This window comes from Micromonospora yongxingensis, assembly GCF_052601155.1.
This window is the reverse complement of the sequence record NZ_JBQXEO010000021.1, coordinates 20526-44686: the sequence shown is the minus strand read 5'-3', so window position 1 is coordinate 44686 and position 24161 is coordinate 20526. Positions and strand designations below refer to the sequence as shown.

General features: G+C 66.5%; 17 protein-coding genes. 11 read left to right on the top strand and 6 right to left on the bottom strand.

What is annotated here, in order from left to right; translation table 11 throughout:
• Positions 1-15: 15 nt before the first annotated feature.
• The 7 genes from ACTWLT_RS23190 to ACTWLT_RS23160 are packed head-to-tail and all read left to right on the top strand — an operon-like array spanning position 16 to position 16370.
• Complete coding sequence (locus ACTWLT_RS23190; protein ID WP_445320204.1) at positions 16-771, top strand: hypothetical protein; 756 nt, start codon at positions 16-18, stop codon at positions 769-771.
• Positions 768-1406 carry a DUF1788 domain-containing protein gene (locus ACTWLT_RS23185; protein WP_445320203.1) on the top strand — a complete coding sequence of 213 codons (639 nt, stop codon included), beginning with the start codon at positions 768-770 and terminating at the stop codon, positions 1404-1406. The genes ACTWLT_RS23190 and ACTWLT_RS23185 overlap by 4 nt, the downstream gene beginning before the upstream one ends.
• Positions 1403-5035, top strand: a complete 3633-nt coding sequence (gene brxC / locus ACTWLT_RS23180) for a BREX system P-loop protein BrxC (protein WP_445320202.1) — start codon at positions 1403-1405, stop codon at positions 5033-5035. The genes ACTWLT_RS23185 and brxC overlap by 4 nt, the downstream gene beginning before the upstream one ends.
• 16 nt (positions 5036-5051) lie before the next feature.
• Entirely contained in the window at positions 5052-9353 is a 4302-nt protein-coding gene (gene pglX, locus ACTWLT_RS23175) for a BREX-6 system adenine-specific DNA-methyltransferase PglX (RefSeq protein WP_445320201.1), read from the top strand.
• The gene (gene pglZ, locus ACTWLT_RS23170) at positions 9350-12280 is read left to right on the top strand and encodes a BREX-6 system phosphatase PglZ (RefSeq protein WP_445320200.1); all 2931 of its coding nucleotides are present in this window, start codon (positions 9350-9352) and stop codon (positions 12278-12280) included. Before pglX ends, pglZ begins: the two co-directional genes overlap by 4 nt.
• Positions 12277-13602, top strand: coding sequence for a BREX system ATP-binding protein BrxD (brxD, locus tag ACTWLT_RS23165; protein ID WP_445320199.1), 1326 nt, complete (start codon positions 12277-12279; stop codon positions 13600-13602). Before pglZ ends, brxD begins: the two co-directional genes overlap by 4 nt.
• Positions 13599-16370: a DEAD/DEAH box helicase gene (locus ACTWLT_RS23160; protein ID WP_445320198.1), complete on the top strand. Its 2772-nt coding sequence runs from the start codon at positions 13599-13601 to the stop codon at positions 16368-16370. Before brxD ends, ACTWLT_RS23160 begins: the two co-directional genes overlap by 4 nt.
• Before the next feature lie 21 nt (positions 16371-16391).
• Here ACTWLT_RS23160 and ACTWLT_RS23155 read toward each other — a convergent pair whose 3' ends face one another.
• From ACTWLT_RS23155 to ACTWLT_RS23145, 3 genes are read right to left on the bottom strand one after another with little or no spacing between them, the layout of a single operon-like run.
• A complete protein-coding gene (locus ACTWLT_RS23155; protein WP_445320197.1) occupies positions 16392-17321 on the bottom strand; it encodes an aminoglycoside phosphotransferase family protein in 930 nt (309 codons plus the stop codon).
• Positions 17318-18661 carry an NsdA family TPR-like regulatory protein gene (locus tag ACTWLT_RS23150; RefSeq protein ID WP_445320196.1) on the bottom strand — a complete coding sequence of 448 codons (1344 nt, stop codon included), beginning with the start codon at positions 18659-18661 and terminating at the stop codon, positions 17318-17320. Before ACTWLT_RS23150 ends, ACTWLT_RS23155 begins: the two co-directional genes overlap by 4 nt.
• A gap of 58 nt (positions 18662-18719) precedes the next feature.
• On the bottom strand, positions 18720-18842 hold the full coding sequence (locus ACTWLT_RS23145) for a hypothetical protein (RefSeq protein WP_445320195.1): 123 nt from the start codon (positions 18840-18842) through the stop codon (positions 18720-18722).
• 339 nt (positions 18843-19181) lie between these two features.
• Between ACTWLT_RS23145 and ACTWLT_RS23140 the strand changes: the two genes are divergently transcribed.
• The 3 genes from ACTWLT_RS23140 to ACTWLT_RS23130 are packed head-to-tail and all read left to right on the top strand — an operon-like array spanning position 19182 to position 19956.
• Complete coding sequence (locus ACTWLT_RS23140; RefSeq protein WP_445320194.1) at positions 19182-19436, top strand: hypothetical protein; 255 nt, start codon at positions 19182-19184, stop codon at positions 19434-19436.
• The gene (locus tag ACTWLT_RS23135) at positions 19433-19696 is read left to right on the top strand and encodes a DivIVA domain-containing protein (RefSeq protein ID WP_445320193.1); all 264 of its coding nucleotides are present in this window, start codon (positions 19433-19435) and stop codon (positions 19694-19696) included. Before ACTWLT_RS23140 ends, ACTWLT_RS23135 begins: the two co-directional genes overlap by 4 nt.
• The gene (locus ACTWLT_RS23130; RefSeq protein WP_445320192.1) at positions 19693-19956 is read left to right on the top strand and encodes a hypothetical protein; all 264 of its coding nucleotides are present in this window, start codon (positions 19693-19695) and stop codon (positions 19954-19956) included. The genes ACTWLT_RS23135 and ACTWLT_RS23130 overlap by 4 nt, the downstream gene beginning before the upstream one ends.
• 122 nt (positions 19957-20078) lie before the next feature.
• Here the strand turns inward: ACTWLT_RS23130 and ACTWLT_RS23125 are convergent, their stop codons facing one another.
• The 3 genes from ACTWLT_RS23125 to ACTWLT_RS23115 form a co-directional block, all read right to left on the bottom strand.
• Positions 20079-21122: a hypothetical protein gene (locus ACTWLT_RS23125; protein ID WP_445320191.1), complete on the bottom strand. Its 1044-nt coding sequence runs from the start codon at positions 21120-21122 to the stop codon at positions 20079-20081.
• Between the two features lie 158 nt (positions 21123-21280).
• Complete coding sequence (locus ACTWLT_RS23120; RefSeq protein WP_445320190.1) at positions 21281-22561, bottom strand: DUF6884 domain-containing protein; 1281 nt, start codon at positions 22559-22561, stop codon at positions 21281-21283.
• A 30-nt stretch (positions 22562-22591) separates the two neighbouring features.
• The gene (locus tag ACTWLT_RS23115; protein WP_445320189.1) at positions 22592-23221 is read right to left on the bottom strand and encodes a hypothetical protein; all 630 of its coding nucleotides are present in this window, start codon (positions 23219-23221) and stop codon (positions 22592-22594) included.
• A 176-nt stretch (positions 23222-23397) separates the two neighbouring features.
• Between ACTWLT_RS23115 and ACTWLT_RS23110 the strand changes: the two genes are divergently transcribed.
• On the top strand, positions 23398-24159 hold the full coding sequence (locus ACTWLT_RS23110; RefSeq protein WP_445320188.1) for a DUF429 domain-containing protein: 762 nt from the start codon (positions 23398-23400) through the stop codon (positions 24157-24159).
• Positions 24160-24161 lie beyond the last annotated feature (2 nt).

The window sequence follows — 24161 nt, the reverse complement described above, 5'->3', positions numbered from 1 at the left end:
CGAGAGGCGACGGAGGTGCACACGCGCCTCTCGAAGTGTGCCCTCGAGCTCGATGACTCGCGCGCCTTCTGGACTCACGCCGGCGAGACGACCAAAGTGAACGCCCAGCGGGCCTTCGACGAGTACTGGTTTGGCGCTCGGAGTCTGGCGCGCGTCGAGGTGCTTCTCACTAACATGCGTGCCCGATTCGGTGTGTTTCCGTCTGCGCTCGCCGCGCTCCACAGCTGGCAACACATGTCGCCGGAAACACGCAGAGCCATCTGCCACTGGCACCTGCAACTCACCGACCCTCTCTATCGGCGGTTCACGGGCGCCTATCTGGTGGAGCGTCGCTCTGGGCCCCGGTCCGAGGTGACTCGTGATCTCGTCGTCGCCTGGGTCGGACAGCAAAGGCCCGGCCGCTGGACGATGTCGATGCGAATCCAGTTCGCCAGCAAGCTGCTCTCCGCGACGTACTCGGCTGGTTTGGTCACCACGAACCGCGACCCGCGCCCCATTGGTCTGCCGCGCGTGCCCGATGAAGCACTCGAATACCTCATGTACTTGCTGCGTGAGACGGAGTTTGAGGGAAGTCTCCTCGACAACCCGTACACCAGTTCAGTCGGCCTGGAGGGCGCCATCCTTGAGGAGCGCTTGCGCGGGCTCCCTGGGCTCGCTTTCATGCGGCAGGGCGACCTCATCGACTTCGGCTGGAGGCATCGCGACCTGCGGATGTGGGCCGACGTCAACCTCCGCAGTGACGAGTCGCGCCTGGCTGGAGCTGCACTGTGAGCCTTCCCCTGTTCCAACAGACTCCCCTACAAGAGGCGTTCGCCGCGCTGCGCCGAGATCTCATCCACGAGGCTGGCCCGCGCATCAGCACAATGCGCAACTACCGCTTTGCGATCATGCAGTACGACCCGCCCGATGAGTTCAAGCTCCGTGGCGAAGTGCAACGCTTGACCGCAGACCTCGTCGCAAACGGCTGGATGGTCATTTCGATCAGCCTTCAAAAGCTTCTTCTCGACCGTGTCAGAGCCCAGGGCTGGGAGTGGGTCGACCGCGTCGTGCAGATGGAAGAGCGTATGGCCGGCATCGAACCGGAGCGCGGGTTGAACTACCTGAAGTCGAAGCTCTCGCCGCTCATCGAAGGGCCGGACGGGATCGCGGCGGACTGCAGCCGCCTGATCTGTGAGTACGCCGACAAGCACCCGGACACCGTTGACCGGACGGTGGCCCTCATTGGGCGTGCGGGCGCGCTGTATCCCTTCATTCGATCATCATCCCTTCTTCGTCACCTCGACGGCAGGACGCGAAATGTGCCGGTAGTCCTGCTCTATCCGGGCGAACGGCGAGGCCCGACAGGGCTCTCGTTCATGGGCATTCTCAATCCGGACAACGACTACCGGCCTCGGATCTATCCATGAGGGACGACATGCTGATTCGCGACCTCTTTCTCTCTGACGTCACGCGGGATATCCCGCCGGTTGTGTATTTCCACGAGCAGGGCACGGACAAGCTCGCCGCCGAGGTTTCCGAGTACATCATCACCGGCGGCTGGCCCGAGGACCACCCGAACCGTCGTCGTGTGCCGAGCGGCATCCACGAGCAGTACGTCCGACTGCTCACGAACATCGCCGCGGAGCTCGACAAGGCAGGCGGGCCCGAACTCCCCAACGCCTGGATCTCAGGTTTCTACGGCTCCGGTAAGTCGAGCTTCGCCAAGCTACTCGGGCTCTCCCTCGATGGCGTCGCGTTGCCGGACGGAGGCTCGCTCGCGGAGGCGTGGCTGCAGCGGGACACGTCGCCGAAGTCGGCCGAGCTCCGCGAGGCATGGCGTGTTCTTCGCCAGAAGATCGATCCGCTGGCCGTCGTGTTCGACATCGGAGGCATCGCGCGCGACAACGAGCACATCCACGCCGCGACCGTTCGGCAGGTCCAGCGACGGCTCGGCTACTGCAGCACCGAGCCCCTCGTGGCGGACTTCGAGCTGCGCCTCGAGCGCGACGGCGAGTGGGCTCGCTTCGAGAAGACGGTTCAGGAGACACTTGGCACGGCATGGGCCGGCGTTAAGGACAAGGCGCTGGCCGAGGAGGACTTCTCGCTCGTTATGAGCGTGATGTACCCCGACCGGTACACCGACCCTATGAGCTGGTTCACCAGCCGCGGCGGCACCCATGCGCGCGCCGAGTCGCCTGAGGAGGCCGTCGCGGCCATTCGCGACATGCTTCAGTTCCGCCGCCCGCGCGCGACGCTGTTCCTCGTTGTCGACGAAGTCTCCCAATACGTACTATCCAACAAAGACCGCGTGGACCGACTGCGCGCCTTCGCGACCGCCATCGGCTCGACGCTCCGCGGCAAAGCCTGGCTGCTGGCGCTCGGGCAGCAGAAGCTCGACGAGGAGGCGGACGACTCCTTCCTGGTGTGGGCGAAAGACCGCTTCCCTCCAAAGCTCCGCGTCCATCTGGGGGTCACGAACATCCGGGATGTCGTCCACAAGCGACTCCTCCAGAAGCGACCCGCCGCCGAGGGACAGCTGCGCGCGCTCTTCGAGAGCCACCGGCCCGACCTCAAGCTGTATGCCTACGGTTGTGAGTCGGTGACCCCCGAGGAGTTCGTCGAGGTCTACCCGATGCTCCCCGGGCAGATCGACCTGATCCTGCAAATCACTAGCGCCCTGCGCACACGCTCCGCCCGAGCCCAGGGCGATGACCAGGCCATCCGCGGCCTGCTCCAGCTTCTCGGTGAGCTGTTCCGCGACCAGAAGCTCGCCGAACAGCCGGTGGGCGCGCTCGTGACCCTCGACCGGATCTACGAAGTTCAGCACACTGCGCTCGATTCCGACGTGCAAGCGTCGATGGCCCGCGTGCTGAGCCAGTGCAGCGATGATGGGGACGGGCTCATGGTGCGCGCGGCCAAGGCGGTGGCACTGCTCGAGCTCATTCAGGACACCCAGGCCACCGATGCGAAACTCGTGGCGCAGTGTCTCTACGACCGAGTCGACCGTGGCAACCATCTGGCTGCCGTGACCGAGGCGCTCGAGGAGCTGCGCCGCAGGAACCTCCTCGGGTACTCGGAAAAGCACGGCTACAAGGTCCAGTCCTCAGCCGGCGAAGAGTGGGAGCGTGAGCGCCGCGACATCGGCGTCCCGCGCGAAGCCATCAGCGATATCGTGCAGGACAGGCTCACCTTTCTCCTCGCCGCTCCGGAGCGCCCGCGGCTTCAAGGACGGCCATTCCCTTGGGCGGGACAGTTCTCCGACGGCCGCCGCGCGGACGACATCAACCTCGTCGACCCACGCGATGACGCTGCCGCCCGTGTCGACTTCCGCTTCCTAGCCCACGACGAGCGCACTGAGAGCACTTGGGTGAAGAAGAGCGGCGAGAGCGCCCTTCACGACCGCCTCGTCTGGCTGTGCGGCGACAGCGACAACGTGGACCACCACACGCGCGAGCTCTACCGCTCGCGAGCCATGGTGAAGAAGTACAAGCCGCGCCGCGAGTCGTTGAATCCCGCCCGCAAGATCCTGCTCCAGCAGGAGGAGAACCGTGCGGAGGACCTCGAGAAGCTCGCGCGGGACGCCATCGCGACGGCGTGGATGGCCGGAAAGATGTACTTCCGAGGGCGGAGCATCTCGCCCCAGGAGCAAGGAGCGTCGTTCGCCGTAGCGCTCCACGCGATGGCCAACCGGGTGCTGCCAGACCTGTTCCCGCACTTCATAGCCACGCAGGTCCATCCCTCCGAACTGCTTCAGCTCGTCGGGGCCGAGCTCTCGGGCCCATCACCTAAGTTCCTCACAGGCGACCTTGGCATCCTCGAGCTCGACTCCGGACGCTACGTCCCCTCGTGCAGCGGCGTCGTGGCGCGCCGCATCCAGGAGCACATCGAATCCGAGGGGGGTCTCGGCGGGACGACACTCCTTGCCCACTTCGGCGGCCCACCTTACGGCTACACGGCGAACGTCGTGAAGGCCTGTGTCGCGGGCCTGCTCCGCGCCAGCAAGGTGCGTCTGCAGCCCGATGCCGGCAATGAAATCACCGCCATTCGTGACGCGGGAGTGCGCGACCTCTTCGACAAGGACCGCTCCTTCCGACGCGCAACGATCTTCCCGGCCGGCGAAGACGACATCGGCTTCCAGGCGCGGGCGCGCATCTGCAAGTTTTTCGAAGAACGCCTCAGGCACCGCATGGATCGCGAAGACCACGCCATCGCCGACGCGGTCGCCCAGCACTTCCCGCAGCTCGCTCAGAAGCTCCGCAGCGTACAGGGCCGGCTCAACCAGCTCCCAGGCTCGCTTGAGGGGCCCGCTGTGTTTGGCAAGCTCGGCGAGGCGCTCGAGCAATGTATCCGCACCTGCCGGCAGACCAAGCCGACCGTTAAGCTGGTCAAGAAGCACCTCGACACGCTGCAAGACGGCGTCCAGCTCCTGCAGATCTACGACGCGGAGCTGGCGGCCGATGCCATCCGGGCCGTCGCAGCCGCCCATGGTGTGCTCGCATATCAGGCGACTCAGCTTAAAGACCTCGGCGTCGAGTCCACCAAGGTCGAGGCAGCCGCGAAGCGCGTTGCTGCTCAGCTCGAGGCCGAGCGGCCCTGGCGCGACATCGGTGCGCTTGATGAGGACCTCGCCGAGATCCGCAACTGCTACCTCGCCGAGAGGCAGCGGCTGCTCCAGTGGCAAGAGCAGCAGGCGGAGACCGCCCGCGCCCACCTAAAGACGCGTGACGGCTTCAGCACCCTTACAGGCGAGCAATCACACCGCGTGCTCCGACCCTTCGCGCTGGCGGTGGTCGACACTACCTCCGACGCAATCGCACCACCGCTCGTCTCCCTGAAGGACCCGTTCGTGCTCGAGCTTCGGCGTGCCGAGGACCAGGCGAACGACCTCCTCGACGGGATCTTGAGCGAGGGCGAGAAGCCGCTCATTGCCCGGGTCGACCTGCAACTCCGCAATCGAGAGGTGGCGACAGAGGCCGACGTGCAGGCGCTCGTGGACGAGATCAAGAAACGCCTGCTTGAGCAGGTCCGCGCCGGTGCGCGCGTGCGGCTGCTGTGACCGGAGGACGACGACCATGCCCATGACTTCCGACGCCAAGCGCGCGCTCTCGATAACCATCCGTTCCCTACGTGCTCGCTTGCTGGAGGACCTCCACGCCGCCACCGAGATGGCCTACCGGCTTTCGGTGCACGCCCGCGACGCAGGACTCGACGAGGCTGCGCGCGCCCGGCGAGGCCGCCTTGAGGCGTGGGTGGCCGAGCAGCTGCGAGCACAGGGCGCCACCAAGGCCAGGTCTAAGTCCAGCCGGTCAGCGGAGGATTTCCGCCGCGAGGCTGAGAAGCAGGCCGCTTACACGCTACTGAACCGGCTGGTGCTGCTGCGGCTCATGGAGGCGCCGGGCCGCTCGGGCGAACAACTTCGTGCGCCCGCCGTGGTGACCGGTGGCTGGGAGAGCCGCGCCTACAAGGACTTCCGGCAGCTCGCGCCGGGGCTCGTGCGTGGCGATGAGACCGAGGGCTATGCCTTTCTGTTGCGCCTGACCTTCGAGGATCTCGCCACCGAGCTGCCCGGCCTCTACGGGCCCGCGGGTGTGGCCGACCTCCTTTCGATCCCGGCGGCGACGCTCCGGCATGTCGTCGACGCCCTCAACGCCGAGTCGCTCGAAACCTGCTGGACCGACGACATGACGCTCGGGTGGGTCTACCAATACTGGAACGACCCCGAGCGCGAGGCGCTCGACGAAAAGCTCAATGGCGGCGGCAAAGTCGAACCGCACGAGATCGCCAGTAAAACGCAGATGTTCACCGAGCGCTACATGGTGGACTGGCTGCTCCAGAACAGCCTGGGGCCGATGTGGCTTGCCATATGCAAAAAGCACGGGTGGAAGTCCGAGGTGCAAGCGGACGGCACGCTGGACCGTCTGGAGGAGCGGCGGGCGGAGTGGCGGGCCAAGCGCACGTCGCGCGAGATCGCGCTTACTGATTTGATGCCGCTGCACACCGAGGCCGAGCGCCGCTGGGCCTATTATGTGCCGCAACCGATTCCCGAGGACGCCGTGGCGCAGGCGCCCGAGACCGTGCGCGAGCTGAAGCTGCTCGACCCTGCGGCCGGCTCGGGGCACTTCCTGGTCGTGGCGCTCGACCTGCTGCTGGCGCTGTACCGCGAGGAAGCCCGGCATCGGGGCGAGGCCGGTGGTGAGCGCTGGTCCGACCGGGCCATAGTCGAACACATCCTGTCCCACAACCTGCACGGCATCGACCTGGACCCGCGGGCGGTGCAGATCGCGGCGGCGGCCCTGTGGCTCAAGGCCCGGCAGGTGACCCCCGACGCCCGGCCCGAGCGGCTGAACCTGGTCGCGTCGAACCTACGCCTTGCGAGCTTGGCCGACGACGATCCAGCGCTAGTCGAGCTGCGCCGGGAGGTCGAGCGTGAGACAGGCATCCCGGGCGGGCTGACCGACACGCTGATCCACGCCATGCGCGGTGCCGACCATCTTGGCAGCCTGCTCAAAGTAGACGCGGCGGTCGATGAGGCCCTGGAGCGACACGAGGCGGTGCTTGGGCGGGCGATCGCCGAGCAGGGTGACCTGTTCAGCGGCTTCAAGCCTCAGCCCCAGCGCGTTGCTATCGGTCGCGACGAGGCTAAGGCCACCCTGCTCGACCTGCTGGAGAGCTTTCTAGCGAAGCACACCGGCGGCGATGACCTTGGTCTGCGGCTGCGCGGTGAGCAGCTCGCGGCGGGCGTGCGCTTCGTTCGGCTGGTGCGCGAGGGGGCCTACGACCTGGTGGTGGCGAACCCGCCGTACCAGGGCACGAGCAAGATGGCGGACGCGACGTATGTCGAGAAGACGTACCCGCTCGGCAAGGCCGACCTGTTTGCGGCGTTCCTGCTGCGTGGGCTGGAGCTGGTGCGGGACGGCGGCGTTTCGGCGATGCTTACGATGCGCAACTGGATGTTCATCAAACAATACTCCCGGCTGCGACAGCATCTGCTGGGGACACACGGGTTGCGGGCGCTCGGCGACTTCGACCGTGGAGCCTTCGAGGGCGTGCCGGACGAGGTCGTGAGTGTCGCCGTGTCAGTGTTCGCGCGGGCCGCCTCGATCAAGGAATCGAAGGCACTCTCTCCGACGCTGCGAGAGGACAACTCACGAGACGCGGAGCGAACCGAACGCAAGCGAGCCGCCACCCTCTGCCACGAGGGCCGCCGCACCTTCGACCCGGCCGCACTGAAGGTCGTCCCGGAGTGGCCATTGGTCTACTGGTGGGGCAGTGAGCTACTTGGACGAGTAACCAACGGCGAACTGATCGGGAAGGCCGGCGCTCTACCCATCGGACTGCAGACTGGGAACAATGATCGATTTTTGCGTCGTCCCTGGGAGGTGCGAACCGGCTCGATAGACACTAACCGCAATTTCCAGCCATGCGTCAACGACCTGAAGCCTTGGAAGGCATATGTCAAGGGTGCGGCTGGTGTTCGCTGGTTTGAGCCCCTATCTTACCTGATTTGGTTTGCGAGACCGCACCATGCCGCGTACGGGACCCTGTTGAGCGCTCGGTATGGCCAAGGCGCGGCTTACTACTATCGTGAGGGTGTTGCATACAACACAAAAGGTGCCGAGTTCTCTGCGCGGGCGATCCGTTTCGCTTCGGTTTTCGACGTGGAGGGGCGATCCCTATTCGGCGTGCCTCGAGCTGAGGCGCTTGCACTCCTCAACTCGCCTGTTGCGCGCTACGTCGCCGCATCACTGAACCCCACCATTCACTTCACGGCTGGCGATGTTGCCCGCATTCCAATCTTAGAAATTGGCGGCGCTCAGGTCATCTTCACCCGTCTGGAGAGGGCCTTCGCCCTCCATGAATCTCACCGTGAAACTTCGGTCGAGTTCCGCTGTCCCGGCCCCTCCCCCTGGCGTCACGCCCAAGACTGGGCCCAGGCCGCCGTCGATCGCCCCAAGGGCGCGCCGCTTCCCGAGTACGTCGAGCAGCTAGACCCGGAGCTCCCCACGGACCACTTGAGCTTCGCCCTCGGCGTCGCTCTCGGCCGCTTCAGCCCTCCCGGCAGCGCCGCCGAGGGCATCCTCGACCCAGCCACTGCCGACCTCTCGCACGCGCTGCCGCACGGCATCCTCTTCCTCGACACCACGCTCGACGCCGAGGATCGCCGCGACGGCCTCGGCCACCCCGCGGCCGCGCCGCTGCACGCCGCCTGGGCCCAGTACGGCCCGGTGAACGGCACCAAGCGAAGCCTGCGCGATTGGCTGGCCCTCGACTTCTTCAAGGACGTCCACAAGGGCATGTACGAGAATCGGCCCATCCACTGGCCGCTCTCATCGTCAGGCAAGACCTTCATGGCCTTGGTGAACATCCACCGCATGACCGAGCAGACCCTGCGGGTGCTGCTCGCCGACCACCTCGTGCCGGCTCTCACCCGCCTTGATGGCGAGCTGGCCGACCTGCGCGCCGCCCGCGACAGCGCTGACAATAAAGCCGCCCGCGCCGCCGAGCGGCAATATGACCGGGTGCTCAAGACCAGAGACGAGCTGCAGGCGTTCATCGCCGGCGTCGAGCAGTGCGCAGACCGGGGGGGGCCGCCTACCGACAACAAGTGCCCTCCGCGCGAGCGGGACGCCCGCTACGCCCTCAACCTCGACGACGGCGTGATGATCAACGCTGCTGGACTGTGGCCGTTGCTCGAGCCCCAGTGGAAAGATCCCAAGAAGTGGTGGAAGGAGCTTGCCGCCGCAAGCGGCCGCAAGGACTACGACTGGGCCCACCTGGCGATGCGCTATTGGCCCAACCGGGTCGACCAGAAATGCATCCAAGAACCGAGCCTCGGCGTTGTCCATGGCTGCTTCTGGCGCTATCATCCCGAGCTCGCCTGGGCGTGGGAGTTGCGGCTCCAGGATGAGATCGACCCTGACTACCGTATTAAGGAGCCACCCTATCGCCCGGGTGGCCGCGACTTGGGCGACACTGGTGACGAGCCCCACCGCGCCGCCTTCTTGCGCGACCAGCCCGAGTCCGCCCTCACCAGCGTCGAGAGGGAGGCGACACGGCGCATGGGACGTGGCAAGAGCCGAAGGCTCGTCCCCGAGATGCGCATCCTCGAGACGGGTCTCTGGTCGGCCCAAGCCGAGGCCATATGGGAAATGGAGCTTCGCCTGGCCGAGAAGCAGGGCGCCGAGCTCCGCATTCTCGCCCCCGACGAGCCCGAGGCCCGCGCGGCGTTCGAGGCGGGGCACCCCGAGGAGGTGCGCAAGCGCGAGACCTTCCTTGCCAACCTCATCCCGCCCGTCGAGCTCTTCGAGGACGAGGACGGTCGGGACGCAGACGCCTTCGACGACGCTGAGGAAAGCGAGGAGGACGGCACGTGACGACAACAGCAGCAGCACCCCAGGCATCGATGGGAGGGCTCGGCGGCCCCGTGTCCGCAATCCTCGAGGCGGACCTACGCTCGTGGGTGCGCCGGCAGGGCGTGGTCGTGTGGCTTGACCAGGCCGGGCACTACGGAGGGTTCGTCGACCGCCTCAAGGCACTGTGTGACTCCGGGGCGCTGCCCTACGAGGTCCACGCCTTCCGAGGCAGCCACCTGTCCCTGATGATGGCGCTTGACGGGGTCGCTGCCGGAACCGAGAAGGTGCCGCTGGTCATCCACCTGCCGGGCTTCACCGAGGAGACCGTGCGCCGCACACCGCTCTTCGAGCTCTACGCGGCCGGCGTGCGGTACCGGAAGGCGCTCGACACCCTCATTACCGAGGCCGCCGCGGGACGGGTGCGCCCCGATCAGATTGCCTCGTTCAAGGCGCAGCCCGACATGACGCTCGCGGGGGCCGATGCCTGGCTGAGCGCACTGCTGGACGACGCCGAAGGCGGCACCGCAGCACAGCTCCGGGCGATGAAACCAACGGCCGTGTTCGACGATCTGCTCACCGGGGGATTCCTCGCGGAACGCATCCGCCAACTCGACGACGAGGATGCTCTCTGGGAACGTCTCGCGGCCTGGGTCGGCCTCCCGGCCTACTGGCGCGAAACCACGCTTCCGCCCTCGCGACCGCGCGCCGAGGATGTAGCGTTCGCCGCAGCAAGCTGGGCGCTCTGCGTGGAGTATGTGGACGACCTGAAGCGCGCGCCCGTTGACACACATCTTGACCACGCCACGGATTTGCCGCGCCCAGTCATCGAGAGCTGCCGCGCCGTGGCGGCCCATCTCCGGGAGCGCCACGCGGGCTTTTACCAGCGGACGGCAGATGAAACCGAGGCATTGCTCGCCGATGAGGTCGAGGCGGCCCGGGCCGAAGACCTCGGCAAGGTCGACACGTTCCGGTTCGAAGAGGACAAAGTCCTCAAGGCTGCGTTGGCAGCCCTCGAGCGCGCGAACTACGACCTCGCTGCTGAGTGGGCCGAGCTGCGTGTGGACACCAAGCCCACAAGCGCCTCGTTCTGGCTTCGAGACGATCCCACGCGGCAGTCCGCGTGGCAGCTCGTCCGCGACGCGGCCCGTCTCGGCCAGGCCATCGCGCGTGCGGGCGCGCGATTGGGGGTCAGCACGAGCGCCGGCGGCGGCCTGGAAGCCGCCGTGAGCGTCTACGTCCAGCGCGGCGCCGCCGTCGATCAGGCGCATCGGCAGCTCGAGCAACGACGGGCGGCCTTGCTTTACCCGCAGCTGCCCGAGTTCGAGACCCTGCGGACGCGCCTCGATGGGATGCGCCGCGCCTGGCGCGTGTGGGCCGATGCCTGGGCGCGCGAGTTCAATGCGCTCTGCAAGGCACATGGCTTCCTTGCAGGCGCTTCGCAACAGCAGCGGACGCTCTTCGATGAGGTGGTCAAGCCGCTGACCCAGGAAGCCGGAACGACCGCATACTTCGTCGTCGACGCTCTGCGGTTCGAGATGGGCGAGGAGCTCTACCGCCAGATGGAAGGCACCCCGGCCACCACCGTGCTGCTCAAACCCCGGCTTGCCGAGCTCCCCACCGTGACCGAGGTGGGCATGAACGTGCTCGCGCCTGTCGAAAAGAACGGTCGTCTGCACGTTTCGATGGCGAGCGACACCGGGGGGATTAAGGGCTTTCAGACAGGCGAGTTTCGTGTGTCTGACCCTGAAACGCGCAAGCGTGCCATGCACGACCGGGTCGGCGGTGGCACGTGTCCATGGCTCACCCTCGAAGAGGTGGTCAGCCGCGACAGCACCTCGCTCAAGCGCTCGGTCGCCCAGGCACGACTGGTCGTCGTACACAGCCAGGAGATCGACAACGCCGGCGAGAAAGGTGTCGGCCCCGCCGTGTTCGACCACGTCATGCAGAAGCTGCGCGCCGCTTGGCGTCTGCTTCGAGACGCGGGCGTGCGTCGTTTCGTCTTCACCAGCGACCACGGCTTCCTCTTGCTGGACGACAGTGCCGCATCCGCCCAAGCCCATGGTCGTCGCATCGATCCGAAACGAAGGCATGTCTTCTCGCCGGTGGCGGCGGATCACGCGGGAGAGGTCAGGGTCGCGCTGGCGGACCTCCGCTACGAGGGGGTGAACGGGCACGTGATGTTCCCGGAGACCACGGCGGTCTTCCATACCGGCCGGCGGTCCATGAGTTTTGTCCACGGCGGCAACAGCCTGCAGGAGCGCGTCATCCCGGTGCTGACCGTGGTGCATCGCACGGCCGCCGGCGGGAGCAGCGTGCAGTACGGTATAAAAGCCGAGGCCAGCGAGGGCGTGGCGGGGATGCACTGCATCGAAGCCAAGGTCGAGGTCCTCGCGCAGCGGTCGTTGGACTTCGGAAACCCAAGGGATGTCGAGCTCGCGCTGCGGGTCCCTGACGCCGAGGGCGTGCAGGTCGAGCTTTGCCAGACACGCGGCAAGGCGCGGATCGCGGGCGGCGTGGTCGTCGCGACCGTCGGTGAACGCTTCGAGCTCTTCTTCCGACTCTCCGGAGCCGTCGACGCGCGTGCGCTCATCGAGATCCACCATCCGAGCGCTGAGGCGGACGTGGTGCCGTGCGTACCGGATGCGCGCTTCGCGGTCACGGCGACGCGGGGGCCATCGTCACCGCCGCCCGCACCAGCAGCGAGCGTCGGGGCGAGCAGTGCGAGCTGGCTCGAGCAGTTCCCCGAGTCGGGGGTCCGGCAGGTGTTCGAGCACTTGGCGGCGCACGGCACGGTCACGGAGAACGAGGCCGCCGCGATGCTGGGCGGCCCGCGTGGCCTGCGGCGCTTCGCCATCAAGTTCGAGGCGTATGCCCAGAAGGCCCCCTTCGACGTGCGCATCGCCGTCGTGGCCGGAGTGAAGCGATACGTACGTGAGGGAAGCGGATGAGCACACTGACCCAGAAGGACGTCGAGCACGTCTTCGAGTCGCTACGCAAGGGCCTCGTGCCCGAGCGGGGAATCGACGCGTTCGCCGTCGGCATCGAGAAGCAACGCGGAGAACTGCATCGACAGCTCGACTTCGCGAGGAGCGGCGAGGGCACCGTCAAGTTCCTCCGCGGCGGCTACGGTTGCGGCAAAACCTTCATGGCGCGCCTCGCGCTCCTTGATGCGCAGGCTCGGGGGTTCGCGACCAGCTTCGTCGTCGTATCTGACAATGATCTCAAGTTCCACCGATTCGACGATGTGTATCGCAAGGTGCTGACCGAGCTTGGGACCGCGTCGTGCTCACGAGGAGCCCTGAGCGACGTCCTCGACCGGTGGATCGGCCGCGTGGAGGAAAGCCTCGTCGCGGCCGGAGAGGACGACTCGGACCCCGCCTTCGACGCCAAGGTGCAGAAGCGCCTCGACGAAGACCTCGCGGCCATGACCGGCGGTCAAGCGCCCCAGGACTTCGTTCGCGTCATTCAGACCATCTTCGAGCTGAAGCAGAAGGGAGAGGTCGCGGAGGCAGGAGCTCTCATCTCCTGGCTGTGCGGCAGCGGCAACGTCGCCGCATCGGCCAAGAAAGCCGCCGGCATCAAGGGGGACATTGAAAGCCGCGATGCTCTCGACTACCTCCGGGGAGTGCTCGAGATCGTGAAGGCTGCCGGTTACGCGGGGCTCATCATCGTCATCGACGAGGCCGAAACCATCCTCCGCATGCGTTCGGATTCGCGGCACAAGTCGCTGAACGGGATTCGGCAGATTGCCGACGCAGCGGGCAGCTATCCGGGCATGGCGTGGGTCTTCACGGGCACGCCGGAATTCTTCGACACGCGGCATGGCGTCGCTGGCCTCGCGCCGCTTCACGACCGGATCCGTTTCCTGAAGCAGGGCCGCTTCGCTAGCTTGCGACAGGCCCAGCTCGAGCTCGTCCCCTTCGACGCCGACCGGCTTCGGTCGGTCGCCCTTCGTCTTCGCGAGCTGTTCCCCACGTCGGACCGTGGCCGCCTCGACCAAAAGATCAGCACGGCCTTCGTGGAGCGGCTGGTGGCGGAGGTGACCGCGGGCTTCAAGGGTGACGTCGGCGTGGTGCCGCGCCAGTTCCTGCGCGAGTTCGTCACCCAGCTCGACCTGGTCGAGGAACATGCGGACTACGAGCCCATGTCTGAGTACGGGTTTCAGGCCAAGGAGCTCAGCACTGAGGAGCAGTATGTCCTTTCCGGCGCTCGACTCGTCGACCTCGATGACGAGGCGGACGGGTTGGTGCCGACCGAGGATGTGTGGTGAGCGTCTTCGCCAGCTTCGCACCGCGCCTGCAACAGGCGATCGTTTCCCGGCTTGGTTGGTCGAGCCTGCGTCCGGTGCAGGAAGAGGCGGGCGAGGCACTGCTTGCTGGCGACAACGCGGTCATCTTGGCACCCACCGCCGGCGGCAAGACCGAGGCGTCGATGTTCCCAATCCTTTCGCAAATGGTTGAGAACGAGCCGGAAGGGGTAGGCGCACTCTACGTCGCGCCCATCAAGGCGCTGCTGAACAACCAGGCTGACCGACTCGGGCTCTACACCGAGATGGTCGGCCTACGGCGCTTCGTGTGGCACGGCGACACGCCAGATCATCCCCGCCGTCAGTTTCTCAGGGAGCCTGCCGAGCTCCTGATGACGACGCCGGAATCGCTCGAAGTGATGCTGGTATCGCCGCGTGTGGACGAGAACAAGCTCTTCGCCGATCTGCGGATCGTGGTCATCGATGAGGTCCACGCGTTGGCCGGTTCCGACCGGGGCGCCCACTTGATGAGCGTGCTCGAACGCCTGGCGCGCATCTCCAAGCATGACGTCCAGCGGGTGGGGCTGTCCGCGACCGTTGGCAACCCAGAGGCGATTCTCACATGGCTTCAGGGCACATCGAATCGGCCGGGACGCGTGGTCAGCCCTCCGAAGCAACCGGGGCGTCGGCAGGTCCTGGTTGCCCATCGCCAGAATCTCGCAGAGGTTTCCCGTGACGCGGCGCGCGCCGCGACGGGGCAGAAGAGCCTCTTCTTCTGCCAGTCCCGCTCCACCACGGAGGCGGTCGCCGAGTACATGAGGCGCGACGGCACCGCCGTGTTCGTCCACCACAGCGCTGTGTCTCGTGAAGAGCGCCAGCTCGCTGAGGAGCGCTTTCATCACGGCAGCGACGCCTGCATCGTGTGCACCTCCACCCTGGAGCTGGGCATCGATGTCGGCGACCTCGATCGGGTCCTGCAGGCGGAAGCGCCTGACACCGTGAGTTCGTTCCTGCAGCGCATGGGGCGAACAGGGCGGCGAGCAGGGCAAGCAGCCAACACCACGTTCTTCTGTCAGACGACCGAGGGCGTACTGCAGGCCATCGCCTTGGTCGAGCTGGCCAAGGCCGGCTGGGTCGAAGCGGTCGAGGTAGAGCGCCGCTGCTGGCCGGTGCTTATTCACCAGCTGCTTGCTATGGCGCTGGCGAGTGACGGGATCGCCGCCGACGATGCCTGGGAGCACCTGGCGGGCGTACCTGACTTCCAAGGCATTCACCGGGCCGAATACGATCGTCTACTGAAATGGATGGTACGGGACGGTGCATTGCGGCTCGTAGGGGGCCGGCTGGTCCTCGGGCCGAAAGCGGAACGTCGTTTCGGGCGCAAGAACTTCATGGAGCTCTACGCGGTCTTCTCAAGCCCGCAAACCTACACGGTACAAACCGCCGGCGGCCAGCCTCTCGGCTCGTTGAACCAGGCCTTCGTCGACCGACTCGTTGATGGCGTCAGCAGCTTCCTGCTCGGGGGACGCGCATGGGCCGTCCTTCAAGTACGGCACGAGGATCGCCGCGTGGTCGTCGAAGCGGCCCCCCGTGGACGCCAGCCCACGTGGGGTGGCTTCCTCCCGCAGTTCCTCGGCTACGACGTCTGCCAGCGCATTCTGTCGGCGCTCCTGAGCGATGAGCGCTTTCCCTACCTCGACGACGCGGCGTGGGCGGTGCTCGCCGAGCATCGCAATTCCATGCGCGAAATCATCGACTCTCAACGTGGAGGCATCGAGTTCGACGAGGGGGAGATTCGCTGGTGGACCTTCGCCGGAGGACGCATCAATGCGACGCTTCGATACGCGCTCGAAGCGGTCGGGGGAGAGTGGAAGGTCATCCCTGACAACTTCTTGATCAAGGTGCGGGGTGAGGATATTGATAGGCGCCGGTTCCGCGATGCGCTCACCAAGCTGGCGGAGCCCGAATTCTGGGAGAACGACCGCCTCTGGTCACAGGTCGGCGAATCGCTCCCGAGCTATCGCCTCAGCAAGTTCCAACCGCTGATGCCGCCGTGGGTCGAACGCGAGGTAGTCGCCGGCTACCTGCTCGATGTCGGAGGTGCCTGGCGGTGGCTCTCAGGGACCGAAACCAGTCTAGCTCGCTTGCCTGATGGCGTTCGGACGCTAAGCCTTGGCGACGCGGAGCGCATCGCCCAGTTCGAGGGGACCCTCGCGGAGCTGCCCCTCCTGCGTCGAGAGAATGGTCGACCGATGCGCTGGGTGCGCACGCTGCCGCAGCTCGAGGCAGCGGTCGCTGCGTTGGTGTCCGAACCCGTCGTTGGCCTCGACGTCGAAACTACACTCGCGAATCGCACGCTCTGCCTGATTCAGGTAGCGGGTCGCGAGGCGACCTACCTTATCGACGCGCTCGAGCTTCCCGATCTGGAGCCTCTCGGCCGGTTGTTCGCGAGCGCCGAGACGACGAAGCTGATCCACTATGCCTCATTCGAGCGCGAAGTCCTCGGCCGGCACGGTTTCACCCTGGATGCCGTGCTGGATACCCGCGATGTGTCGCGCCGGCTCCGCCGCGCCGCTAGTGGCCACAGCCTTCGCGAAGTCTGCGTGCGTGAGCTTGGCGTGGAGCTCGATAAAAGGGAGCAGGCCGGGGATTGGACCCGGCGACCTCTCACCGAGAGCCAGGTGACCTACGCCGCCCTCGACGCCGAGGTGCTGCTTCGTTTGCACTCGCACTTCGAGGAGGCTGCACGCAGTCCTGCAGCTCGTCGCCCCGCAGCAGGATTCTGCTTCTAATCTTGTCAAATAGCAGGAGTTTCACCGTCCGCCGATGGCCGTTGGCTGTGTCAGCTCGGCGAAGGGTGTCCACCGGGCGTGAGGATTGCCGTTCCTGATTGACAGGAGTCGGGTCGCAAATTCACCCGCCACGTTCGCCGAGCTGGCTAGGAGCGGTGCGGCAGCCGCGATCATCTTTAGCTCGCGTGCGTCACGTAGTAGTGGCCAGTCTGGGTCGGTGGTGACGTCGTGGCCGTATGCGGCTGCCAGCGCTCCGTGTGATCCGGTCCGACCGAAGCGAACTTCACCGACTGCGACCGCGGCGAGGTCGACCTGCCAGGGGCCGAGACACGTGGCATCGAAGTCGCAGAGCAGGATGCGACCCGATGGTGCGCGTAGCAGGTTGGCTACGTGGGCATCGCCGTGAACAAGTCCTCCTGCCGCATGCTGCCTGAGGTAGCTGACTCGTGGTTCGAGGCGGTTGCACCAGTCGAGCAGGTAGTCGCGGTCGTTTTCGGCGAGCCCTTCCGCATCGGCGAGTCGCCGGCGAGCGTCTCCGACCGGGTCCCACGAGGGCAGCGGAAACGGCGGAGCGCCAAGGGCATGGAACTCTCGCAGCGCCCGGCCAAGATCCTCAACTCTTGGTGCCGGCACTGTCGGCGGCACGTACTGCCAGGTTGAGGCCATCAGATCACCTACTTGTACCGGCCGCCCGAGGCCCGGTGCGAGTCGGATGGTCGGGGCGTCGACCTGGGCGAACCACTGCGCGAGCTGAACAACTTTGGTTACGCGGTCGTGGAGCCGATGTGAGCGGGCGATCCGGATGACGATCCCCCCGGCAGGGAGAGCGAAGACCGCATTGTTGGTCAGCCGCAGCAGCTGTGCGTCGTCTGCCGGCACCCTCAGGTCATCGGCGATCTGGTGCAAGGCAGCCGTCATCGCCGCTTGCGTGAAACGGCCCGTCTCACTCATGCGGCAGTGGGCGCGATGGTGGCGACGACGCGCGCGAAGTCTGCGACGTCGGGATTCCTGTGGTGCTGGGCGAGGTCTCGCCGCAGGTTCCGGACGCGGTCGATGACCCTTCGGGAGCTGAGTCTCCCGGCGTGCTTGACTACGTGGGCGCCCACGGGCAGGGCCCGTTGCGGCTCGTCGGCGAGGAACAGGGCACTACACAGGCCGATCTCGTTCAGCAGAGTGCTGCGGACGTTTTGCGGACCGAGTGCCGCCACGGCTTCGTCCACCCAGTGCACCGCCTCGGCGGCGTACTTCCGGTCATTCCGAGCGAAGTCCCGGTAGACGCGGCCGTACTGCGCCAGCAACTCGCCTCGGTCGTAGAAGCGCATCCACTCCGGTTCCCGGTCCGCGATAATGCGGTCGAACTCCTCGCTCGCCCTGCCGAGCGCCGACAGGGCGGCCGGCCGGTTGCCGAGCGCGGCGAGCGAAGCGGCCTCCGCACCGAACAGCATGGCTGCCACTCCCGGCGTCCCCGCTGCCCCGAGCTGGGCGCGGGCAAGCTGCAGTGTGGCCAGCGCGTCCCGATTCTGCTTCTGATGCTGCAGCTGCCGGGCCTGGCAGTAGCGAATTCTGGCCAGTAGTAGGGCCTGGTCGGCCGTCTGAGCCGCCCGCTCTGCGGCCATGAAGTGGCGCTGGGCATCCGGGTGTCGACCCGCGTCGAGAGCAGTCCAGCCAGCCAACTGCCGCGCGGCGGCGACGGAGGCGACCAGTCCCGGCGTCAACGCTTCCGAGTGTGACGAGTCGAGCAGCGCGAACACCGCGTGGGCGAATCGGTCGACCTCTCGGTAGAGGAATCCGCCGCCGCACTCGTAGTCGACTGATCGGTAGAGCTCAAGGATGGCGTTCAGGCGAACGATGTCGGCGCTACCGATCCGCCGATGACGTGTGGAGGCAGCACGGCCCAGTAGGCCCGCTCCGGCGGCGACGGCCGCGATCCCGGCGAGCAAGGCACGCCGCCCTTCGTCAGCCTGCCGACCGCGCTCGTGGGCGGATCGTCCCTCCGAGCCGCGGAAAGCAAGCTGATCTCCTTGCGCCGCGCCGTTGGTTGCTTCCTGATCCGAATCGGGGAGCGTGAACCACAGGCGCTCGGCGGGGATGCGGAGGAGCCGCGCCCAGTGTGTGAGTCGATCAAGGTGAACCAATCGCGGCCCCTTTTCCACACGACTCAGCTGCGCCTGCGTGATGCTGAACCATCCCGCTATCACGGCCTGCGGCAACGCCGCCCGCCCGTGGTACGGGTGGTGCCGGTACGCCCGGATCACCCGCCCGAGGTGCCGCTCCGCGAGTGCGAGCCGCACCGGCTCGTGTTCCCAGAATGACGCCGGCACCACCGGGGGCGCGCTTAGCCGGTCGCGTTCAGCGGCCTGGCAGGGCGCGCAGCGCCCGCTGTCGTTGTCCCGGGCCAGGCGTCCCCCACAGCGTGGGCAGTTCGTAGGTGTCACCGGCAACCTCGCCGTTCGCGGGGGTGGCTGTGTCCATTGCGCTCCGTCGAGCCTAACCATTCAAACCGTTCCGCGGGCTCGCGGTATACGTACCACGTATATCGACGATCCTCGCGGCTTTTGCCATTCGATGTCGGTCCGCCTGCCGTGTGTAAGGCACCCCCCCGGGCCCATCGGAAAAGCATCTACAGTCGGTAGACCACCGCATGCGAACGGTGCATACCGGCTACCTCGCGCATGTCATACGGCCTGCCTGACTGATCCACAACCCTGCGATGACGGCCCGGGGTGGGTGCTGGGCTCCGGTCGGTACGGACGCGCGGTCGTACCGTCCGACCCCGCCCGCCTCGGCGCCACCCAATACGTGAGGAGGGACATGGACTCGATTGACGAGGTCCTCGGCGAACTACCCCTACCACCCTACGTCACCGCCGAAGACATCGGCTTCGCCGTCAAGGCGGTCACCGTTCACGCCGTCGAGCAGTGGGCCGACGGCCCACGCTGCCGCGACGACAGCGCACCCCACCCCTGCCGCCTGCACCGCTGGGGCCGTCGGGTCCTCGACCAACGCGGCTTCACCGACCGGCAGATCCGCGGGCTGCTCGCCGAGCAGGAAGCGCCGCAGCGATGATCTATGTGACCGGGAACCGCATGCACCCGCACCACGTCCGGACAGCCGAGTTCGACACCCGCTGGCGCGGCCTCGACCCCGCCCAGGTGCACGACTACCTCAACCGCGTAGCCGACGAACTCGAACGCCTGCACCGCGAGCTGACCACGGCGAACACTGAGGCCGAACGCATCCGCCAGGCGCTGCGGCAGTGGCAGTCCCGGCACACCGACTGCCGCCACGCGGATCAAGGTTCACCGAACAGCCGGTGGCAGCGATGACCGCACCCCGGTGGATCATCCACCTTCCCACAAACCTGACCAGCCTCGACGGGGCCATCATCCTGGCCGCAGCCCTACGCGACTCGCTCGGCCACGTCACCGCCATCGACTTCGGCGAGACCACCCTCAGCGAGGAGGATCAGCAGTTCCTGCGTACCCGAATCTGGTGCGACGCCAAGCTTGACGGGCCCGGCCGCTGCCGACGCCGCGACGACCACGACGGCTCGTGCGGGGCCGCGGATGAGGGTCCACGCCGGTAGCGTCCGGGGATGCCCGACACCGCGCACGACGACCTGCTGGCCGGCTTCACGGATCCCCAGCCGTAGCACCCACTGATGCGCCAGTTCCGTCGTCGGGAGAGCAGCGCTGGGCAAGACGAGGCTCAGGGAGTGGGGCTCATGGGCGCGGCAAGGCGGTCGGGCGGCGTTCGGCGTGCATGCGGGTTAGGCCGCGCTGTTGTTGCGAAGGGCGGCTGATTGTCGATCCACAGCAACGCGGAGAGGTCAGTGGGCATGACCCAACGCGGCGGGTGAGCCATATTGATCTCTTGCGCGCCAATAAACGTGTCGCCGATGTTGAACTGGAAGCTAATCGTCGGCTCGCCAGCGATGAGCCTGTCGACGTCGTCCAGGCCCACCCTGGTGAAACGGTGAGCACCGGCAGCGACCACGAGGGGAACGTCGTAGCGGGCCGCCAGTTCCGCGTATTTGCGCACCTTGTCGTTGACCGCCCGCGCTAGCCGGGCGGCATCGACAGGACCAGCTACTCCACTCGGTGCTGCGAATTGTGCGAATAGTCCGTCGGCTGAGGCAACTGGGCCGAAGCGATTGGCGAGCACCAGGAAGGTGTATCCGTAGGCGGTGATACTGGAGGTCGATGGGGACCGCAGCAGGCGGTCGCGTACCTCTTGGGCGACCTTCTTAGCTGTCCCGGCGTCGGGCGCTTTGGGCGGCATATTGCCGGACTTGAGGACGAGCACGACACCGACAGGGATCTTCGCGATGCGTTGTTCGAGCGCCTTCCAGGCTCGTTGGCGTGCGAACGTCTCTCGTGGAGGCTGGTCGGTGTGAACCTCAACGAACATGATCGGGTCGTCGTCAGGCGTTAGCACCGTCCAGTCCGGTGTCAAGCCACCGTACTGGCGCTCGTACGCTACGAGATATCCGGCCGACCGCAATGCGGCGCCTGCCGCCAACTCCATCGTCACGGGCCAGAAGAACTCGTCCTTCCAGAGCCTCCCGGCTAGCTGCTCCGCTTCAGAGGACGGGAGCAGGGCGAGCTGCTCGTCGTACCAGTCCCGCCATTGCTGGTATTGCGGCTCGACTGCGATGTCGAAGGTCAGCCGGCGGCGGTCGGGGGGCAGGCTGCCGAACTGCTCGCGGTGGCGCGCAACGAAATCCTGCCCGAAGAATCTTCCAGACGTCACAGCCTGATCATCAGCCCGGGAGTCAACCCAAATCTCGCTGGGGCGCATCCGGGACGGACGCCGCCGGAGAGCAGGCTGCGTCAACCCCGCCGCCGACCCACCAGAGGTAACTTCAGCCCCGACACCTCGCTGTTCCCTCACACGGCGGAGACGGAGGTTCAGGTGTACCTGCGCCGAAGCTCCGTAATGCGAGCCCGGATAGCCGTCCGAGACATGCCTTTCAAATTCAGGGCCGGGTCCATCTCCCCCAGTACGGCCTCCTCGAGCCTGCCAAGGGTGTCCGCGTCTTCGCAGGGCACCGTGATGACTCTCAGGTGGTCGTACATCCAGGTGGTGAGGTGGTTCTCGTCGATGCGGTCTAGGTTTGCGGCGTTCGCCAGGATTGCGCCGAGCGTGCGGCGGAAGGTGGAGAACTCGTGGTTTCCGCCGAGGTGCATGCCGGCGATGCGGGACCAGAGTGTGTTCGTGGACCGCTTGCCGCTGGGCCAGCGGGTAGCGCCGGCCAGGCCTACGTAGATCAATCCGGACGGGATTGGAAGTTGGAGCCCACGAGACAGATCGGCGGCACCGGTCTCGTCAACCCACCAGCTATAGAGGCCAGGGACCTTCAGGTAAGCGCCCTGGGAGGCGAGGAATTCCTTCGGTCTGACCGCGGCCTCGTCAGTGGTGAGGCCTTCGACAAGGTTGTCGGCCATGGTGCCCGGCTCGGCAGTGGGCCCGACGACGTCGGTCGTCAGTTGTGAGTCGTACCAGTGCAACCGCGCTCCAATGGCCATGCCGCGCAGCGGGTCGAGGACGTGGGCGCCCTTGGCCCTCAAGTGAGAGGCGATGGCACCGACGTATGCCGCCCCGGCGTGCACCTCTACAACGAGTCCCCTCAGTGGGCCGGCGAGGAGGTCGAGGCGTTCGACCGCCCAGAGGCCCCACGCGGCTCGGTAGCTGTCCGACGTGTCGGGGAGGTACCGCTCGTAGGGCGTCAGTAGTTGGTCTGGAGTCACAAGCGCGTGTTCGGCCGACAGAATGAACCACGGGACACCCAGATGTTCGGCGTAAGTGCACCCCTTGCGGAACAAGGGAGAGGTGTAGAGCTGGCGTGCGGGTGCCGGCACCTCGCGCTTGGTTTGCGCGCATGCAAGAAGAAGAAGATTGGGGCGAGCGGCTTGGTCCGGTCGGTAGGTGGGGGCAGCGGGCTGATCGGTTGCGTCCTCATGGTTCGCCGTCCGGAGGAATGTGATCTCTTCTCCAAGGACCAGGTGTCCGAGCGTGTAGCCAGCCGAGCGCCAGATTCGGACGTGCGGGCGGTCGCCGGACCACCAGGCGCGGTGTCGTGCCGCGGAGGGTGGCAGGCCGCCGACCATGCGGTCGAGTTCTGGCCACGTCAGTCGAACGGACGGCTCACCTCTTGCGAGGGCTTCGCTCAGCGCGTTCCATTGCGTCATGGGGCCTCCTGCCCGGAATTAGCGTGCCGCTCAGATGTCGATGCCAAGCCAGCGGAACTGCCCGTTCCGGCCTTCGAGGTTCGTGTAGTCGTTCCAGGCGAGTTGATAGGTGCCGGTGAGATGCCGCTCGTTGGCCGTGTAGTAGTTGCCTTCCACGCCCCAGCGCAGCGTGCCGGTCAGATTACGGCCTTCGTGGATGCGGTAGTCCTTGTCGCGCGTGGGTCGTGATCGGCTGGGCGGGGTCCACAGCGCCTGATGGTTGGTCAGCATGATCGCGAGCCCGTTCGTCAGGGTGGGATCGGTAGCGCTGAATCCCTCCAGCCGGGCGACATCGAAGATGAAGTTGCGGCGGGCCACGTCGTCGGCCGCGTGTGCCCGCAGTTGGAACTGCTCGCCGCTTGTCGGGTCGATACCGTCCCACCGCGCGGTGAAGTACTTGAACTCGATGGCGGTGCGTCCGAGCGGTCCGAAGCACAACAGGTCGAGGTGTTCGCCCCCGGATTGTCTGACCTCCAGCCGAACCTCGACCGAGGGTCGCAGGCTGTGTAAGGTCCGGGCGAACGCGTGCTGGAAGTCGGCCTCCGAATGGAAGACAGACCGCCGCGTGATCAGCTCGGCCATGACCGTAGCCACTTCGGTGTCGCCTGCAATCGAAGTCATCCGACGCCTTCCTCCCGTAAATGTAGGAGCCATCGTGTCGTGCCTGTGCGACATCCTCGGCGTGGGCAGCAAGCCGCCGCAGCTTGGGCGGAGGCGCGCCGCCACAGCTGAACGTCGCGCAACAATCATCGATCGGATCATGTCCGATCGGGTCCGGCGTATCTAGTGTGGTTGTGGTGTTGACCCTCGGCGTTGATCTCGCAGCAGCGGACAAGCGCACGGCGATGGCCGCGATCGAGTGGCTGTCGGACCGTGCGGTGGTGCGGGACCTGATAGTCGATGTCAGCGACGCCTGCATCGTCAAGGCCAGCCAGCACGCGGACAAGACCGGGCTGGACTGCCCGCTCGGATGGCCGGGACCGTTCGTCGCGCTCATGGCGGCCCACCAGTCCGGTCACGTCGCCATCGCCGACGGAGGGGGCGAGGGCGCACAGTGGCGCCGTCGCATGGCCTACCGTCTCACAGACGAGGTGGTGCGCGAGAAGACCGGAATCGTTCCGCTCAGCGTGGCAGCGGATCGCATCGCGCACACCGCTCTTCGCTGCGCCGGCCTGCTGGCAATGCTCGCCGCCGACGGGCAGGACGTCGATCGCTGTGGCGGCGGCAAGATCGTCGAGGTGTACCCGGCGGCGGCCCTGAACTGCTGGGGGCTGACGCACCGCGGTTACAAGGGACGAGGCCAGCAGGTCCAGCACACAGACCTCGTGACCGCACTGTGCGCGGCCGCACCGTGGCTGGAGCTGGGAGCGTTCGAGGCGCTGTGCCGGCGCAGCCACGACGCGTTCGACTCGGTGATCGCGGCGTTGAGTGCGCGCGCCGCGGCGATCGGGAAGGCCAGCCGGCCGAACGACGAACAGCGGGCGGCCGCCCGTACCGAGGGCTGGATCGCTCTGCCCACCTGCCCACCCAGCGGCCTCATCGATATGGCAGAAGCGTGAGC